The sequence below is a fragment of the Ferrimonas balearica genome (assembly GCF_019802085.1).
Classification (GTDB): Bacteria; Pseudomonadota; Gammaproteobacteria; order Enterobacterales; family Shewanellaceae; genus Ferrimonas; species Ferrimonas balearica_B.
This window is the reverse complement of the sequence record NZ_JAHVHV010000001.1, coordinates 613,915-628,615: the sequence shown is the minus strand read 5'-3', so window position 1 is coordinate 628,615 and position 14,701 is coordinate 613,915. Positions and strand designations below refer to the sequence as shown.

The 14,701-nt window shown below is 63.7% G+C and carries 15 protein-coding genes; 3 read left to right on the top strand and 12 right to left on the bottom strand.

The annotated features are described in order from the left end of the window. Window positions 1–105: 105 nt before the first annotated feature. Window positions 106–423, bottom strand: a complete 318-nt coding sequence (locus KUV81_RS02865; RefSeq protein ID WP_222542335.1) for a cytochrome c3 family protein — start codon at window positions 421–423, stop codon at window positions 106–108. A 251-nt stretch (window positions 424–674) separates the two neighbouring features. After that, on the bottom strand, window positions 675–1,553 hold the full coding sequence (gene htpX / locus KUV81_RS02860; protein ID WP_222542334.1) for a protease HtpX: 879 nt from the start codon (window positions 1,551–1,553) through the stop codon (window positions 675–677). Window positions 1,554–1,950: 397 nt separating this feature from the next. Here htpX and pepE point away from each other — a divergent pair, with 397 nt between their 5' ends. Beyond that, on the top strand, window positions 1,951–2,658 hold the full coding sequence (pepE, locus tag KUV81_RS02855) for a dipeptidase PepE (protein ID WP_222542333.1): 708 nt from the start codon (window positions 1,951–1,953) through the stop codon (window positions 2,656–2,658). Here the strand turns inward: pepE and bioD are convergent. Genes bioD through bioB form a run of 4 tightly spaced genes read right to left on the bottom strand, consistent with a single transcriptional unit; the run spans window position 2,642 to window position 6,189 of the window. Beyond that, window positions 2,642–3,319 (bottom strand): dethiobiotin synthase, encoded by a 678-nt coding sequence (bioD, locus tag KUV81_RS02850; RefSeq protein WP_222543333.1) that lies wholly within the window; start codon window positions 3,317–3,319, stop codon window positions 2,642–2,644. The two genes, pepE and bioD, sit on opposite strands and share 17 nt — an antisense overlap. After that, on the bottom strand, window positions 3,319–4,047 hold the full coding sequence (locus tag KUV81_RS02845; protein ID WP_222542332.1) for a methyltransferase domain-containing protein: 729 nt from the start codon (window positions 4,045–4,047) through the stop codon (window positions 3,319–3,321). The genes bioD and KUV81_RS02845 overlap by 1 nt, the downstream gene beginning before the upstream one ends. Beyond that, window positions 4,044–5,177 carry an aminotransferase class I/II-fold pyridoxal phosphate-dependent enzyme gene (locus KUV81_RS02840; protein WP_222542331.1) on the bottom strand — a complete coding sequence of 378 codons (1,134 nt, stop codon included), beginning with the start codon at window positions 5,175–5,177 and terminating at the stop codon, window positions 4,044–4,046. Before KUV81_RS02840 ends, KUV81_RS02845 begins: the two co-directional genes overlap by 4 nt. Further along, window positions 5,164–6,189 carry a biotin synthase BioB gene (gene bioB, locus KUV81_RS02835; protein ID WP_222542330.1) on the bottom strand — a complete coding sequence of 342 codons (1,026 nt, stop codon included), beginning with the start codon at window positions 6,187–6,189 and terminating at the stop codon, window positions 5,164–5,166. The genes KUV81_RS02840 and bioB overlap by 14 nt, the downstream gene beginning before the upstream one ends. A gap of 108 nt (window positions 6,190–6,297) precedes the next feature. Here bioB and bioA point away from each other — a divergent pair, with 108 nt between their 5' ends. Then, window positions 6,298–7,566 carry an adenosylmethionine--8-amino-7-oxononanoate transaminase gene (bioA, locus tag KUV81_RS02830; protein ID WP_222542329.1) on the top strand — a complete coding sequence of 423 codons (1,269 nt, stop codon included), beginning with the start codon at window positions 6,298–6,300 and terminating at the stop codon, window positions 7,564–7,566. On the opposite strand, the gene cobB is transcribed toward bioA, so the two are convergent. Beyond that, the gene (cobB, locus tag KUV81_RS02825; RefSeq protein WP_222542328.1) at window positions 7,559–8,272 is read right to left on the bottom strand and encodes a Sir2 family NAD+-dependent deacetylase; all 714 of its coding nucleotides are present in this window, start codon (window positions 8,270–8,272) and stop codon (window positions 7,559–7,561) included. The genes bioA and cobB overlap by 8 nt on opposite strands. Before the next feature lie 168 nt (window positions 8,273–8,440). Here cobB and fur point away from each other — a divergent pair, with 168 nt between their 5' ends. Continuing rightward, entirely contained in the window at window positions 8,441–8,869 is a 429-nt protein-coding gene (fur, locus tag KUV81_RS02820; protein ID WP_222542327.1) for a ferric iron uptake transcriptional regulator, read from the top strand. Between the two features lie 80 nt (window positions 8,870–8,949). On the opposite strand, the gene glnS is transcribed toward fur, so the two are convergent. The 5 genes from glnS to KUV81_RS02795 all read right to left on the bottom strand — a co-directional run bounded on the left by glnS (window position 8,950) and on the right by KUV81_RS02795 (window position 14,434). After that, window positions 8,950–10,623, bottom strand: coding sequence for a glutamine--tRNA ligase (gene glnS, locus KUV81_RS02815; protein WP_222542326.1), 1,674 nt, complete (start codon window positions 10,621–10,623; stop codon window positions 8,950–8,952). A gap of 122 nt (window positions 10,624–10,745) precedes the next feature. Next, complete coding sequence (locus tag KUV81_RS02810; protein ID WP_222542325.1) at window positions 10,746–11,330, bottom strand: NapC/NirT family cytochrome c; 585 nt, start codon at window positions 11,328–11,330, stop codon at window positions 10,746–10,748. A gap of 3 nt (window positions 11,331–11,333) precedes the next feature. Beyond that, complete coding sequence (locus KUV81_RS02805; RefSeq protein ID WP_261389177.1) at window positions 11,334–11,927, bottom strand: NapC/NirT family cytochrome c; 594 nt, start codon at window positions 11,925–11,927, stop codon at window positions 11,334–11,336. 99 nt (window positions 11,928–12,026) lie between these two features. Further along, the gene (feoB, locus tag KUV81_RS02800; protein WP_222542324.1) at window positions 12,027–14,201 is read right to left on the bottom strand and encodes a ferrous iron transport protein B; all 2,175 of its coding nucleotides are present in this window, start codon (window positions 14,199–14,201) and stop codon (window positions 12,027–12,029) included. Continuing rightward, a complete protein-coding gene (locus KUV81_RS02795) occupies window positions 14,198–14,434 on the bottom strand; it encodes a ferrous iron transport protein A (RefSeq protein ID WP_222542323.1) in 237 nt (78 codons plus the stop codon). The genes feoB and KUV81_RS02795 overlap by 4 nt, the downstream gene beginning before the upstream one ends. Window positions 14,435–14,701 lie beyond the last annotated feature (267 nt).

The following is a 14,701-nucleotide window of genomic DNA, read 5'->3' as shown; positions in this document are numbered from 1 at the left end:
ATTCCAAGTTAATAAACTGACAAAATTCAATGAAATGCCATCGAAACGGCAACAAAAAAACGCCGGTACGAGACCGGCGCTTGGGTGAAAACCCTTGTCCTGGGCTCAGGGCGTCCGACCGTCGTCGTGACAGTCGTCACAGGAGGGCTGCTGACCGATTTCCAGTTCGTGGGGGTTGTGGCAGTCCGCGCACATCAGCATGTCGGCGTGGGCCGCATGGTGATCGCCTTCCAGCTCGGCCATGGGGCCGTGACAGGACTGGCACTGTTCGTTTTCGAAGGCGCCATCGCTGGACGGCTCGCCATCCTGGTGGCAGCTTTCGCAACCGTTCATCTCAGCATGGACGTCCGCCAGGGTATCGGCTGCCGCCACACCGAAGGCCAAGCCCAATCCAAATAAGGCACAAAGCAGATTTTTCAACACGTTCCTATCCTCCAAACCTCAGCCCGATGCGGCCGTGGATACGCTCACACAGTCTGTTAAAAGCTAGCCGAGCACCGAGACAACCGCAATGAGTCGAATTCAGCACCGGCAAGTCATTGTCACATAGTTGTTTTTTCTGTGACCCCATAGATATATGAGGATAGTGCACAGAACGCAAGCACAAGTGACTGGTTTGGTTATGGACAGAAAAGCGGCGGCCCGGGGGCCGCCGCTGTCTGCGTGAGGGGGAATTAACCGCCGCGACGCAGGGTATCGATGCGCTGCTCCAGCGGCGGGTGGCTCATGAACAGCTCGGACAGACCGCCGCCCTTGCCGTTGATGCCGAAGGCCGCCATGTTGGCCGGCATGGTGCTCTCGTGCCCATGACGCAGACGCTCCAGGGCCGCCACCATCTTCTCGCGACCCGCCAGGGCAGCACCGCCGGCGTCGGCCTTGAACTCCCGCTGACGGGAGAAGTACATCACGATGACCGAGGCGAGGATACCGAACACGATCTCCAGCACGATGGACACCACCATGTAGGTCATGTAGCTGGCTTCCTGGCCGCTGTCTTCGTCGCTGCTGAGCACGTTGCTCACGGTGCCGGCAATGAGGCGAGCGGCAAAGATCACGAAGGTGTTCACCACGCCCTGGATCAGCGCCATGGTCACCATGTCGCCGTTGGCCACGTGGCTGACTTCGTGGGCCAGAACCGCTTCCACTTCATCCCGGTTCATGCCGTACATCAGGCCGGTGGACACCGCCACCAGAGAGTTGTTGCGGCTCGGGCCGGTGGCGAAGGCGTTCATTTCAGGGCCGGAGTAGATGGCCACTTCCGGCATCTTGATGCCGGCTTGCTGGGCCTGGCGCGCCACGGTGTCCAGCAGCCAGGCTTCGGTTTCGTCCCGAGGCTGCTCGATCACCTGCAGACTCATCGACTTTTTCGCCATCCATTTGGACATCTGCAAAGAGAGCAGCGAACCACCGAAACCAAACACGGCGGCCAGCACCAGGATCCCGGTGTAGCTGTGCAGTTGGATCCCCAGCATGGAGGTGATGATGCTAAGGACGATCCCCAGTACCACCACAACGGCCAGGTTGGTCAGCAAAAAAAGGAAGATGCGCTTCATTGTTTCTCCTAGTTGAAGGTTGGGCCACCAAGCAGTGGCCTCATGCTGGCAATGATCGGGTTCCGATCGGCCCTTTTCAAGGGAGCAAACGTAAAGAAACGTATAGAGGCGTAAGAAAAAGCCGCCCTGGGGAGGCGGCTTTTATTGACTCGGTTTGGGAGACCGAACAACGTTACGGATCAGTATATGCGGGTTTTTTCCTGTAACAACCACAATATATGGCACTTTGATAGAAAAGTGTTCTATGATTATCTCCAACCGGTCTGTGAGGGTGGCCACATTGGCATGTGGCCCTGGCGTAGCGATCCCTGTCGATCTTTTCCCTCGATTCCCCCTCGGGCAAATTATCTGTTAGCCTTTGTTTTTTAAGAACAATATTCCAGACCCGGAGATCACCATGAGCCAATCCCTGCTCCTGATCAGCAGCTCCAAAGCCGGCGACACGCCCTACCTAAGTCACGCATTATCCTGGATGAAATCCCTGATCCTGCCCGGCAGTCGCTGGCTGTTTATCCCCTACGCCGGGGTCAGCATCAGCTACGACGATTATCACCGTAAGGTGGCGGATGCGCTGGAGTCCCTGGATGTTGAGCTCGACAGCGCCCACCACTTGAGTGACCCCGCCTCGGCGCTGGACCAGTACGACGGCGTGCTCGTGGGCGGCGGCAACACCTTCCATCTGCTGCACGAGCTCTATCACCACAACCTGGTGGCGGCGCTGCGCGAGCGGGTGGGTAACGGCATGAAGTACATCGGCTGGAGCGCCGGCTCCAACGTGGCCGGCCACAGCATCCGCACCACCAACGACATGCCGATCATCCAGCCGCCCAGTTTCGACGCCCTGGGTTTGGTGCCTTTTCAGATCAATCCCCATTACCTCGACTACCAGCCGCCGGGCCATCATGGTGAGACCCGGGAGCAGCGCCTGCTGGAGTTCACTTGCGTGGACCCTTTGATGCCGGTGGTGGGGATTCAGGAGGGGACAGCGCTCAAACGCCAGGGTGACGCTCTGGTGCTGATGGGGGATAAGACCGGCTACCTGTTCCAGGGCAGCACCCAGAAGCAGTCTCTGGAGCCCGGCGCCGACCTCAGCCGGCTGCTGTAAGCCGACGCGCCGCCGGCCCCAGGTGGTCGGCGGCCGCCTCCCCTTCCAGGTAGGGCACTTCGGCCAGCAGCGGTGCCGCCAGCATCTCGGCCAGGGTGGCCAGGTTCTCATCGTAATGACGCATGGCCGGGTCCACCCGGTTGGCCACCCAACCGGCCAGTTTGAGGCCGTCGGCCCGTACCGCCTCGGCACTCAACAGCGCGTGGTTCAGACACCCCAGCTTCATCCCCACCACCAGGATCACCGGCCAGCCTTCGGCCTGCACCCACTGCGGCAGGGTCGCTCCCTGCCCGATGGGCAACCGCCAGCCTCCGGCTCCCTCCACCAGGCAGAGATCCGCCGATGCCATGGCGGCCCTGGGCAGGGCCTCGCTGAGCCGGGCAGCGGTGATGGTCTGGCCTGCCTGGGCCGCCGCGATGTGGGGGGCGATGGGCGGTGCCAGGGCGATGGGATTGATGGCCTCGTAGGGCAGCGAAACGGAGCTGGCCGCCATCAGGGCCAGGGCGTCATCGTTACGCAGCCCCTCGGGGGTGGTGTCACAGCCAGCGGCGATGGGTTTGAGGCCCAGGGTCTGAATCCCCTCCCGGCGTGCGGCGCTTAACAGTCCGGCGGTCACCCGGGTTTTGCCCACCTCGGTGTCGGTGCCGGTGACAAAGTAGATCATCGTGTCGCCTCCAAAATCGCCAGGTGCCAAGTCAGTCGGTAGCCCTGCGCGTCCCGGTGGCGGGCCAGCTCCGCATTGAGTCGTTGCCACCACTGGCGACCGCGCAGGCCTGGATGGCGCTCGGGGCTGTGGTGGGCGCCGGTGGCCTTGAAGTGGCCAAGCAGCGCCCGAGGGGAATCGAAGTGCACCACCTCGGTAAAGGGGGTCAAACGCGTCTGGGCCCAGGGGCCGTCGGCCAGGGTGGCCGCCAAGGCTTGGGTCGTTGCAAAGCGGTTGCAGGCCAGCAGCCCCTGGTTGCACAAGGGGCGCAGCTCGGGAAAGGTGTGGGCCAGGGGCACCGTGGCCAGCAGCTGGCCCCCGGGGCGCAGAGCGTTGGCCAGTCCGGTCAGGGTGTCCGCCAGCGGATCGCACCACTGCAGAGACAGATTGGCGGCGATGCCGTCGACGCTGCTCGCCTGCAGGGGCAAGCGGGTGATGTCCCCACAAATCAGGTGCGCCGTGCCCTGCTGGGCGGCTTGGCGCAGCATGGCCGGGGCCAGATCCAGGGCCAGGACACGGCGTCCCGGCAACTGTCGGGCCACCTGGCCGGTGCCGGTGCCCAGGTCCAGCCAGGTGTCGGCGGGGCGGGCCTGCGCCAGCAGGCGCTGGCCGGCCAGCCGCTGAAGGGCAGCGTGTTGATCGTAATCGGAGGCCGCCTGGCCAAAACAGTGGGCGACGGAGCTCATACGCCGCCCTCCCCGACCACCGCAGCCAGGACGGTCACCAGGCGGTCGATGTCGGCGTCTCTGTGCTCGGCGTTAATCACCACACGCAGACGCCCCTGGCCGGCGGGCACCGTCGGTGGGCGGATCGCCGGCACCCAGATCCCCTGAGCCTTGAGCGCCTCGAATGCCGCCAGGGTGGCGGCGTTATCGCCGGTGATCACCGGCACTATGGGACTCTGCGAATCGGTCAGCACCAAGCCTGCCGCTTCGGCACGGTGGCAAAACCGCTCGACGTTGTGCCAGAGCCGGGCCCGTCGTTCGGGCTCGGCCAGGCGGGACAGTTGACCCAGCACCCGCTGGGCCTGATCAACGCTAAGGCCGGTGGAATAAACGTAGTGCCTTGCGGACTGCACCAGGGCCTCGATCAGCACCTTGGGCCCCAGCAGGGCGGCCCCCTGGGCGCCGACGGCCTTGCCGAAGGTCAGGGTCAGCAGATCCGGGCGGGCATACTCTGCCGCACCCCAACCGTTGGCGCCAATGACACCAAAGCCGTGGGCGTCGTCGAACCAACTGAGGGCGCCGTGCTGGCGACACAGGGTTACCATTTCCGCCATGGGCGCCCGATCGCCGTCCATGGAAAACACCGACTCGGAGACCACCAGGGTCGGACTGTCGCCGTTGCCCAGCCAACGGGCCAGGGTGCCCATGTCGTTGTGGGGAAAGCGGCGCAGGGTGGCGGGACTGGCCAGGGCCGCATCAATAAGCGAGGCGTGGCTCAGCTTATCCGCCAGCACCCGATCACCGGAGTGCACCAGGGACAGGGGCGCGGCGTTGGCGGCGAAGCCGGAGCTGAACAGCAGCGCCGACTCGTAGCCGGTCATCTCGCACAGGCGCTGCTCCAGTTCCCGGTGGGCCCTCTGGTAACCGGTCACCAGAGGCGAAGCCCCGGCGCCCTGGCTTTGGGGGGTCTCGCCCCCCTGGGCCAGCCCCAGGTAGTCGTTGCTGGCAAACTGCAGGTAGTCACGCCCCTCCAGGCGCAGGGTGCGGCCGTCGATGGCCTCCAGGCAGCGGCGCTGACGCCACAGGCCCTGGCGTTCGCGCTGGGCCCGATCCTGCTGGGCCCGGCGCAGGAAGGGGTTAACCGGCGGCATTGTAGAACAGCTCGTCCTTGTCGCGTTTGGCCACCGGCGCCATCTTCTCCAGGTGCACCGGGGCGCCGGCCTCGGGCCGCAGACCCAGCTTGGCGAACAGGGCCATGTCGCTGTTCTCCTCCGGGTTGGCGGTGGTCAGCAGCTTGCAGCCGTAGAAGATGGAGTTGGCACCGGCAAAGAAGCACATCGCCTGCAGCTCTTCGGTCATGTTTTCCCGGCCGGCGGAGAGGCGCACGTGGGAGGCCGGCATCATAATGCGCGCCGCCGCAATGGCCCGGACAAACTCGATGGGATCGAGATCCGCCTGGTCCGCCATGGGGGTGCCGGGCACCTTCACCAGCATGTTAATCGGCACGCTCTCCGGGTGGGTCTCCAGGTTGGCCAGCTGCATCAGCAGGCCGGCGCGGTCCTTAAGCTCTTCGCCCATCCCCAGAATCCCCCCGGAGCACACCTTCATCCCCGCCTTGCGCACGTTATCCAGGGTATTGAGGCGATCGTCGTAGCTGCGGGTGGAGATGATCTCGCCGTAAAACTCCGGCGAGGTGTCGAGGTTGTGGTTGTAATAATCCAGTCCCGCCTCCGCCAGGGCCTCGGCCTGCTCTGCACTGAGCATCCCCAGGGTCATGCAGGTCTCCATCCCCATCCCCTTGACCTCCCGCACCATCTTAAGCAGGTAGGGCATGTCCCGCTCACGGGGGTTGCGCCAGGCGGCCCCCATGCAGAAACGGCTGGCCCCGGCGGCCTTGGCGGCCTTGGCTTCGGTCAGCACCTTCTCCACCTCCACCAGCTGTTCGGTCTCAAGGCCGGTGTGGTAGCGGGCGCTCTGAGGGCAGTACTTGCAATCCTCTGGGCAGGCGCCGGTCTTGATGGAGAGCAGGCGGGAGATCTGCACCTGATTGGGATCGAAATGCTGTCGATGCACGCTTTGGGCTTCGAAGAGCAGATCATTCAGGGGTTTGTTCAACAGCGCCTGGACTTCTTCCAGCTGCCAGTCGTGACGGATCGCGGCCATATCGGGGTTCCATGTCAAAAGTCGATTCACGTTGGCTAGGATACGGTGAGCCGGTACACTGTCAACGCCGACCAGAACCAGAACTTGACTAACGGACACTTTTTGACCATGAAGGCCGATCTGCAGTTTGACCGCGACCACCTCTGGCACCCCTACACCTCCACCACCCATCCCCTGCCCTGCTACCCGGTGGCCCGGGCCGAGGGGGTGCACATCGAACTGGAAACCGGCGAACGCCTAGTGGACGGCATGAGCAGCTGGTGGTCCACCATCCACGGCTACCAGCACCCCAAACTGACCGAAGCCGCCAAGGCCCAGCTGGATCGCATGAGCCACGTGATGTTCGGTGGCCTGACCCACGGCCCCGCCACCGCGCTGGGCAAACGCCTGCTGGCGATGACCCACCCCAGTCTCAACAAGATCTTCCTGGCGGACTCCGGCTCGGTGTCGGTGGAAGTCGCGCTGAAGATGGCGCTGCAATACCAGCAGGGACTTGGCCACCGCCACAAAAGTGGCCTGATGACCATCCGCGGGGGCTACCACGGCGACACCTTCGCCGCCATGAGCGTGTGCGATCCGGTCAACGGCATGCACGGCCTGTTCCGCGACATCCTGCCCAAGGCCCAGTTCCTGCCCCGACCAGTCACCCCGCTGGATGGCCCCCTGGCTCCGGAGGACGCCAAGGCGATCGACGCCCTGATGGCCCGCCACGGGGAGACCACGGCGGCGCTCATCGTCGAGCCCATGGTGCAGGGGGCCGGGGGGATGCGGTTTTACGGCGCGGCCTACCTGGAGGCCCTGCGTGAGGCCTGTGACCGCCACGGCATCGTGCTGATCTTCGATGAGATCGCCACCGGGTTTGGCCGCACCGGCAAGCTGTTTGCCTACCAGCACACCAAGGTGGTGCCGGACATTCTTTGCCTCGGCAAGGCGCTGACCGGTGGCACCATGACCCTGGCGGCAACGCTCTGCAGCGACGCCATCGCCGAGGGGGTGTGCGCGTCCGACGCCGGGGTGTTTATGCACGGCCCCACCTTTATGGGCAACCCCCTGGCCTGCGCCGTGGCCGAGGCCAGCCTGGGACTGTTGGAGACCGGAGAATGGGCCGGCCAGGTGGCGGCCATCGAGGCCCAGCTCAAGGTGGAGCTGGCCCCCTGTCGGGCCCTGGCCAGTGTGGCAGACGTGCGGGTATTGGGGGCGATCGGGGTGGTGGAAACCCAAAGCCCGGTAGACGTGGCGGCGATCCAGCGTCAGTTCGTATCGGATGGGGTGTGGATCCGGCCCTTTGGCCGTCTGGTGTACATCATGCCGCCCTACATCATCACGCCGGCCGAGCTGTCGCAGCTGACCGGCGCCATCTTCCGGGCGCTCAGCTGAAGCGGTTGCCGGCCTTGAGCCAGGCCACCAGCCGGGGCACCAGCTCTCCAGCCCGACCGGTCTGGTGGTAACCGAACTGGCTGTGCACCTCTGAGGGCTCGAGGTTGATCTCCAGGGTGTCGGCCCCGGCCTGGTTGGCCAGTTCGACAAAGCCCGCGGCGGGGTAGACGGTGCCGGAGGTGCCGATGCTGATGAACAGCTCGCACTGCTCCAGGGCCTGGTAGATGCGATCCAGCCCCAGGGGCATTTCGCCGAACCAGACCACATGGGGACGCAGCACCTGGCCAGGCATGCAGCAGGTACAGAGGTTTTCCGGACCAAAGGGCTCCATCAAGGGAAACACCTGCTGGCTGCGGGGGCAGCGCCCCTTGTTGAGTTCCCCGTGCATGTGGAGCAGACGGCGGCTGCCGGCGCGCTCGTGGAGATCGTCGATGTTCTGGGTCACCACCAGCATCCCCTTGCCCAGGGCCGCTTCCAGCTCCGCCAGGGCCTGGTGGGCCGGGTTGGGTTCGATGCCGCCGTTCAGTTGCGCCCAGCGTTGGTTATAAAACCGATTGACCAGATCGGGGTCTCGCAGGTAACCCTCCGGGGTGGCCACATCTTCTACCCGATGGGACTCCCACAGGCCATCCTCCGCCCGGAAGGTCTTCATGCCGGATTCCGCTGAGATCCCGGCCCCGGTCAACACCACAATTCGCTGATACATCCGCTTTATTCGACGTCCATTTTTCCCCCATGCTGAGGCTATTTTTTTGCCATTTCAAGCCCGTAGCGTTAAAACCATCTGCAGAGAGTGGTTTAATGTTTTCGCCCGGCTCCATATAATGGATTGAATCCGCCGCGGTGTACGGCCTAGCAGACAGACGAGACAGACATGACCGACGAAAACCAGGCGCTGAAAAAAGCGGGACTCAAAGTCACCCTGCCGCGGGTGAAGATCCTGGAACTGCTTCAGAATCCCGACAATCAACACATCAGTGCGGAAGAGCTCTACAAGCTGCTGCTGGACCACGGGGAAGAGATTGGCCTCGCCACCGTTTACCGGGTGCTCAACCAGTTTGATGACGCCGGTATCGTCTCCCGGCACCACTTCGAAAGCGGCAAGGCGGTGTTCGAGCTGGCCAGCCAGCACCACCACGACCACCTGGTCTGCCTGGATTGCGGCAAGGTGATCGAGTTCTCCGATGAGGTGATCGAGCGCCGTCAGCACGAAATCGCCATGAAGCACAACATCAACCTGACCAACCACAGCCTCTACCTCTACGGCCACTGCACCAACGACCAGTGCAACCATAACGACTGAGGTCCGGTTCGCCAGACACAAAAAACGCCGACAGATGTCGGCGTTTTTGCGTTTAACGGGGCGCGAACGCCCCAACCGGATCAGCCGGCGATCTTGGCCCAGGAGTCGCGCAGGCCCACGGTGCGGTTGAACACCGGACGCTCGGCGGTGGACGCTTTGCTGTCGGCACAGAAGTAGCCGGTGCGCTCGAACTGGTAAGCCTTCTCCGCCTCGGCGCCCGCCAGGGCCGGCTCCACCTTGGCGTGGGGCAGCACGGTCAGGGACTCCGGGTTCAGCGTCTCTTCCAGGTCGCCCACGTTGGGGTTGGGTACGTTGAACAGGCGGTCGTAGAGGCGCACTTCGGCGTCCACCGCGTGGGCAGCGGAAACCCAGTGGATCACACCCTTGGGCTTGACGCCATCGGCGGGATCGACCCCCAGGGTGTCCAGATCTACGGAGCAGAAGATGGTGGTCACCTTGCCGGTCTCGTCCTTCTCCACCCGCTCGGCGGTGATGACGTAAGCGCCACGCAGACGCACCTTCTTACCCAGCACCAGGCGCTTGAACTTCTTGTTGGCTTCCTCGCGGAAATCCTCGGCCTCGATGTACAGCTCACCAGAGAAGGGCACTTCGCGGCTGCCCATGGACTCGTCGGAGGGGTGGTTGGCGAGAGTCAGGATCTCCTCCTGGCCCGCCGGGTAGTTCTCCAGCACCACCTTGACCGGGTCCAGCACCGCCATGGCGCGGGGGGCGTTCTGGTTGAGGTCGTCCCGGATGCAGGCCTCCAGCATCCCCATCTCCACGGTGTTGTCCATCTTGGTCACACCGATGCGCTTGCAGAACTCGACGATGGAGCCCGGGGTGTAGCCACGACGGCGCAGACCGGAGATGGTGGGCATCCGCGGATCGTCCCAACCGGAGACATGACCGTCCACCACCAGCTGCTGCAGCTTGCGCTTGGACATCATGGTGTATTCCAGGTTCAGGCGGCTGAACTCGTACTGGCGCGGCTGACACTCGATGCTGATGTTGTCCAGCACCCAGTCATACAGGCGGCGGTTGTCCTGGAACTCCAGGGTGCACAGGGAGTGGGTGATCCCCTCCAGGGCATCGGAGATGCAGTGGGTGAAGTCGTACATCGGGTAGATGCACCACTTGTCGCCGGTCTGGTGATGGCTGGCGAACTTGATGCGGTAGAGCACGGGATCGCGCATCACCATAAAGGAGGAGGCCATGTCGATCTTGGCGCGCAGGCAGGCCTTGCCCTCTTCAATCTCACCGTTCTTCATCTTTTCGAACAGCGCCAGGTTCTCCTCGATGGGGCGATCCCGGTAGGGGCTGTGCTTGCCCGGCTGCTTCAAGGTGCCACGGTATTCGCGGATCTCCTCGGGGCTGAGCTCATCGACGTAGGCCAGGCCCTTCTCGATCAGCTCCACGGCATAGCCGTAGAGGGTGTCGAAGTAGTCGGAGGAGTAACGGATCTCGCCGTCCCACTCGAACCCCAGCCAGTGGACATCCCGCTTGATGGAGTCCACGTACTCGATGTCCTCTTTGACCGGGTTGGTGTCGTCGAAGCGCAGGTTGCACTGGCCCTGGTAATCCTGGGCGATGCCAAAGTTCAGGCAGATGGACTTGGCGTGGCCAATGTGCAGGTAACCGTTGGGCTCCGGCGGAAAACGGGTGTGCACACTGGTGTGCTTCCCGGAGGCCAGATCCTCATCGATAATGTTGCGGATAAAGTTGCTTGGACGTACTTCGGTGTCCGGCTGGCTCATGCGCATCCTCTTGGGCTAGGGAACTCGGTCAAAAGCGGTATGTTGCAACAACTTCCCAAGCGCCGCAACCACCAGATGCCACCAGCGGGATGGGGGGCGGGAAGCCGCCCCCCATGGGGGTTCTATGGCGAGGGCGGGCCAGGCAGATGGTGGGCGATGCCGGCGTGGCAATCGATGCAGGTCACCTCGCCATCGGCGTCCGCCAACACTTCGTGGAACTGGGCCGCGGTTTCGCTCTGGGCCGCCGGGTCCATCCGCTCCACCAGGTGGCAGCTGCGACACTCATGAGAGTCGTTGGCGCGCATCTTGTCCCACACGCGCTGAGCCAGCATCTCCCGCCGGGCCTCGAAACTGGCCTTGTCGGTGTAGGTGCCGGTCAGCTGGGTGTAGATGTGGTGCACGGCGCTGGTGCCCTTGACCCACAGCTTGGGGAAGAACTCCTTGGGAATGTGGCAGTCGTGACAGTGTACGGCCACCCCGGAGCGGGTCTTGTAGTGGGCAGTCTGGTGCCACTCCTCGGCCACCCAGGCGGAGGGCGAGTTGTGACAGGAGGTGCAGAACTCGTCGGTGCTGCTCCAGTGCAGTGAGGCCTCAAATCCCACCCAGGCGATCACCCCAAGCACCAGGGCCAGTAAGCCGCCAAACGGGACCCCGAAGCGCCACCAGGCGGTGGGTACCCGCCAGATCCCCTTGTTGTCGTCTCTCATCGCTTACTCTCCTTGTTCCGCGGGGGTCTGACCCGGCTTGTTGTGGGCCAGGTACTTGTGGCAATCGATGCAGGTGCGGCCCATCTGCTCCATGCGCTGGTGCATGGAGGCGGCGGCACGCTTCTGCTGGGCAAAATCCATCAGCTCCACCTTGTGGCAGCTGCGACATTCGCGAGAGTCGGTCTCCTTCATCTCGGCCCAGACACTCTCCGCCATCGCTTCGCGGTGCGCCTCGAACTTCTCCCGGGTGTTGTAGGTGCCCAGGGTCTGGTAGTAGACCTCTTTCATCGCCCGCACCTTGCGCCACATCTTGGGCAGGAACTCCTTGGCCACGTGGCAGTCCGCGCAGGTCACCTTAACGCCGGAGGCGGTGTTGTAATGGGTGTGCTCCGGCCACTCTTCGGCCGCAAACTTGGAGGGGCCGTGGCAGCTGACGCAGAACTCGTCGCTGCTGGTTTCGTGGATCACCACGTTGAAACCCACGGTGCCCAGGGCACCGACCACGAATAACAAGAGGGCCCCCACGGGGATCCCCAGACGCCACTTGGCCCCGGGCTTCTGCCAGAGGCGACGCCAGCCGCTTTGGTTGTCCATCATCGTCCCCATCCCTAGTTTTCTGGGTGTCAAAAAGAAGGAAGGCAGCGTAATCGCTGCCTTCCTCTTTATAACTTAACCACTTACGGTCGCGGTTTCCAGTCACTCACGCATCATTACCGGAATGTCCCCGACGCCGCGCTGCTGTCGCTGGCCCACTCGGCGAAGCATCATAAAGACGCTGGCCATCAGTGCCGCGAACAGCCCCAGGTACCCCAGCGCCCCCAGCCCCTGGATGGCGAACTGGTAGAACAGGGTGGACGTGGTGTAGGCCAGGGCGAAGGTCCAGGTGCCGGCAAACAGCGCCCAGCGACCGCCCAGCTCACCGGCGATGGCGCCCATCACCGCCACACAGGGGGTGTAGAGCAGGATGAACAGCAGGTAGGCAAAGGCTGCGGCGCGGTTACCAAACCCCTTCTCCAGGTTGGCCAGGCTGCCGGTTTCGAAACCGAACTCCTCCGCCATGGTGTCGGTGTCGTGGACGTCACCGATGTTCAGTCCCAGGGGATCTGTGACCTCGATGCCCAGCAGCGCCTCGGGTACGGTGGCCAGGGCCTCGTTGAAGCTGGCCAGCAGATCCCAGTCACCGCCCTCCTCGTCGCCGCCCTGGCTGTAAAGGCTGCTCAGGGTGCCGACCACGGCCTCTTTGGCGAAGATCCCGGTGATGATGCCCACGGTGGCCGGCCAGTTTTCCTGCTCGATGCCCATGGGGGCAAAGGCGGGGGTCAGTTTCTGGGAGGCCACGGCCAGCAGGGACTGGTCGGTGTCTTCGTGACCGATGGTGCCGTCGGTGCCCATGGTGTTGAGGAAGCTCAGCAGGGTCACCACCACCACGATCACTTTACCGGCGCCCAGCACGAACTGGCGGGTGCGCTGCCAGGTGCGGCTCATGACCTGGCGCAGGGTGGGCAGTTCGTAATCCGGCAGCTCCATCACTGTGGTGCCGCTGTTGCCCGGCAGCAGGGTGTGGCGCAGCAGCAGACCGGTCAGCACCGCCATTACGATACCGATGAGGTACAACAGGAACACCAGGTTCTGGCCGTTGTCCGGGAAGAAGGCGGTGGCGAACAGGGCGTACACCGGCAGACGGGCACCACAGGACATAAAGGGGGCCATCATGCCGGTCATGATGCGCTGACGGCGCAGCTCCAGGGTGCGGGTGGCGGTGATGGAGGGCACGTTACAACCGAACCCCACGATCAGCGGTACGAAGGCTTTGCCCGGCAGGCCCAGCTTCTGCATCGCCCCTTCCACCACGAAAGCGGCGCGGGCCATGTAACCGGAGGTCTCCAGCAGCCCCAGGGCCACGAACAGGAAGGCCACCACCGGAATAAAGGTGGCCACGGTCTGGATACCGGCGCCGACGCCGTTGGCCAGCAGACCCACCAGCCAGCCCGGTGCATTGACCGACTCCAGGGCCAGGGCGACGCCGTCGACGAAGATGGCACCGGCCATGATGTCAAAGAAGTCGATAAAGGCGCTGCCCACGTGGATGGCGAACATGAAGGTCAGGTACATCATGAACAGGAACACCGGGATCCCGGCGATGGGGTGCAGCACCAGTTTGTCCAGACGCTCGCTCAGGCTGGCACTGGCCGGACGGGTCAGGGCCGCATCGCGCAGCACGTCGGCCACCCACTGGTGGCGGCAGGCGGCGATGTCGTTCACCCAATGGGGCCCCTCGGCCAGCAGTTGACCCAGTGCCTGATGGCGGGGGCCGTCCAGCCGGGCTTCAACGGACTCACCGTAGCCAACGGTCAGCGCAGAGGCACTGCTCACCGCCATCAGCTGGGTCAGCGCCTCACGGGCGGTGCCCACACCCGCCTCGGTGCGGGCGGAGAGCACGTGCACCGGGCAGCCCAGACGCTGGGCCAGCAGCGCCACGTCCACCTGCTGGCCATTGGCGCAGGCGGCGTCCCACTTGTTCAGCACCACCACCATGGGAACGCCCAGCTCACGCAGCTGCAGCGTCAGGTAGAGGTGGCGTTCCAGCTGGGTGGCGTCCACCACGTTCAGCAGGCCATGGTAGTCCCCGCTCGCCAGCGCCAGCTGGGAAACGGCTTCATCTTCCGGGCCCTGGTTGGTGGGGGTCATGTCGTAGAGCCCCGGCAGGTCCATCAGGGTCACGCCTTCGCCGGACAGCTCCAGCTGGCCCAGGCTCTGCGCAACGGTGACCCCGGCCCAGTTGCCGACTTTGGCCTGGCCGCCGGTCAGGGCATTGAACAGGGTGGATTTGCCGGAGTTGGGCAGACCGACAGACAGGATGGTCTTGCTCATTGGTTCACCTCGACGCTGACTTGGGTGGCCAGTTGGTGGTTCAGGCAGATGGAGGCGCCGGCCAGCTTGAGCTGGATGGAGCGGCCCAGGGGCGCGCGGCGGATCAACTGCACTTCACAGCCCGGGGCCAGCCCCATGGCGGCCAACTTCAACTGTGTGGAGGACTCCAGCCCGTCGGCCTGGAATTTGGCGACCCGGGCTTTTTGCCCATTTACCATTTCCGCTAAGGTCATACTTCATCCAAATGCTAATCAGTCTCATTTAGTTTGAGTATACTCCCCCCACTCGCAAAAAATTTGCGTTAGATCCAAGTTCTGACGACTAAATGGCAACCTTTGGAGAAAAGTCGCTGCCGGGTCGAAAAGCCGGGCCCAGGGGGGAAAAGAGTTTACTCTGACCGGCCTTTTTGTCGGTCAGACACAGAGGAAGGTAGGACCCTTTGCGCGGGGTTTCGGGCACAAAAAAGGCCGGTGCAGTGCACCGGCCTTTTGGCGATTCGC

Excerpts from the sequence above, each read along its gene's own strand:
- htpX (WP_222542334.1), bottom strand. The coding sequence starts at position 1,553 with ATGAAGCGCATCTTCCTTTTTTTGCTGACCAACCTGGCCGTTGTGGTG.
- pepE (WP_222542333.1), top strand. The coding sequence starts at position 1,951 with ATGAGCCAATCCCTGCTCCTGATCAGCAGCTCCAAAGCCGGCGACACG.
- KUV81_RS02845 (WP_222542332.1), bottom strand. The coding sequence starts at position 4,047 with ATGAGCTCCGTCGCCCACTGTTTTGGCCAGGCGGCCTCCGATTACGAT.
- KUV81_RS02840 (WP_222542331.1), bottom strand. The coding sequence starts at position 5,177 with ATGCCGCCGGTTAACCCCTTCCTGCGCCGGGCCCAGCAGGATCGGGCC.
- bioB (WP_222542330.1), bottom strand. The coding sequence starts at position 6,189 with ATGGCCGCGATCCGTCACGACTGGCAGCTGGAAGAAGTCCAGGCGCTG.
- bioA (WP_222542329.1), top strand. The coding sequence starts at position 6,298 with ATGAAGGCCGATCTGCAGTTTGACCGCGACCACCTCTGGCACCCCTAC.
- cobB (WP_222542328.1), bottom strand. The coding sequence starts at position 8,272 with ATGTATCAGCGAATTGTGGTGTTGACCGGGGCCGGGATCTCAGCGGAA.
- fur (WP_222542327.1), top strand. The coding sequence starts at position 8,441 with ATGACCGACGAAAACCAGGCGCTGAAAAAAGCGGGACTCAAAGTCACC.
- glnS (WP_222542326.1), bottom strand. The coding sequence starts at position 10,623 with ATGAGCCAGCCGGACACCGAAGTACGTCCAAGCAACTTTATCCGCAAC.
- KUV81_RS02810 (WP_222542325.1), bottom strand. The coding sequence starts at position 11,330 with ATGAGAGACGACAACAAGGGGATCTGGCGGGTACCCACCGCCTGGTGG.
- KUV81_RS02805 (WP_261389177.1), bottom strand. The coding sequence starts at position 11,927 with ATGATGGACAACCAAAGCGGCTGGCGTCGCCTCTGGCAGAAGCCCGGG.
- feoB (WP_222542324.1), bottom strand. The coding sequence starts at position 14,201 with ATGAGCAAGACCATCCTGTCTGTCGGTCTGCCCAACTCCGGCAAATCC.
- KUV81_RS02795 (WP_222542323.1), bottom strand. The coding sequence starts at position 14,434 with ATGACCTTAGCGGAAATGGTAAATGGGCAAAAAGCCCGGGTCGCCAAA.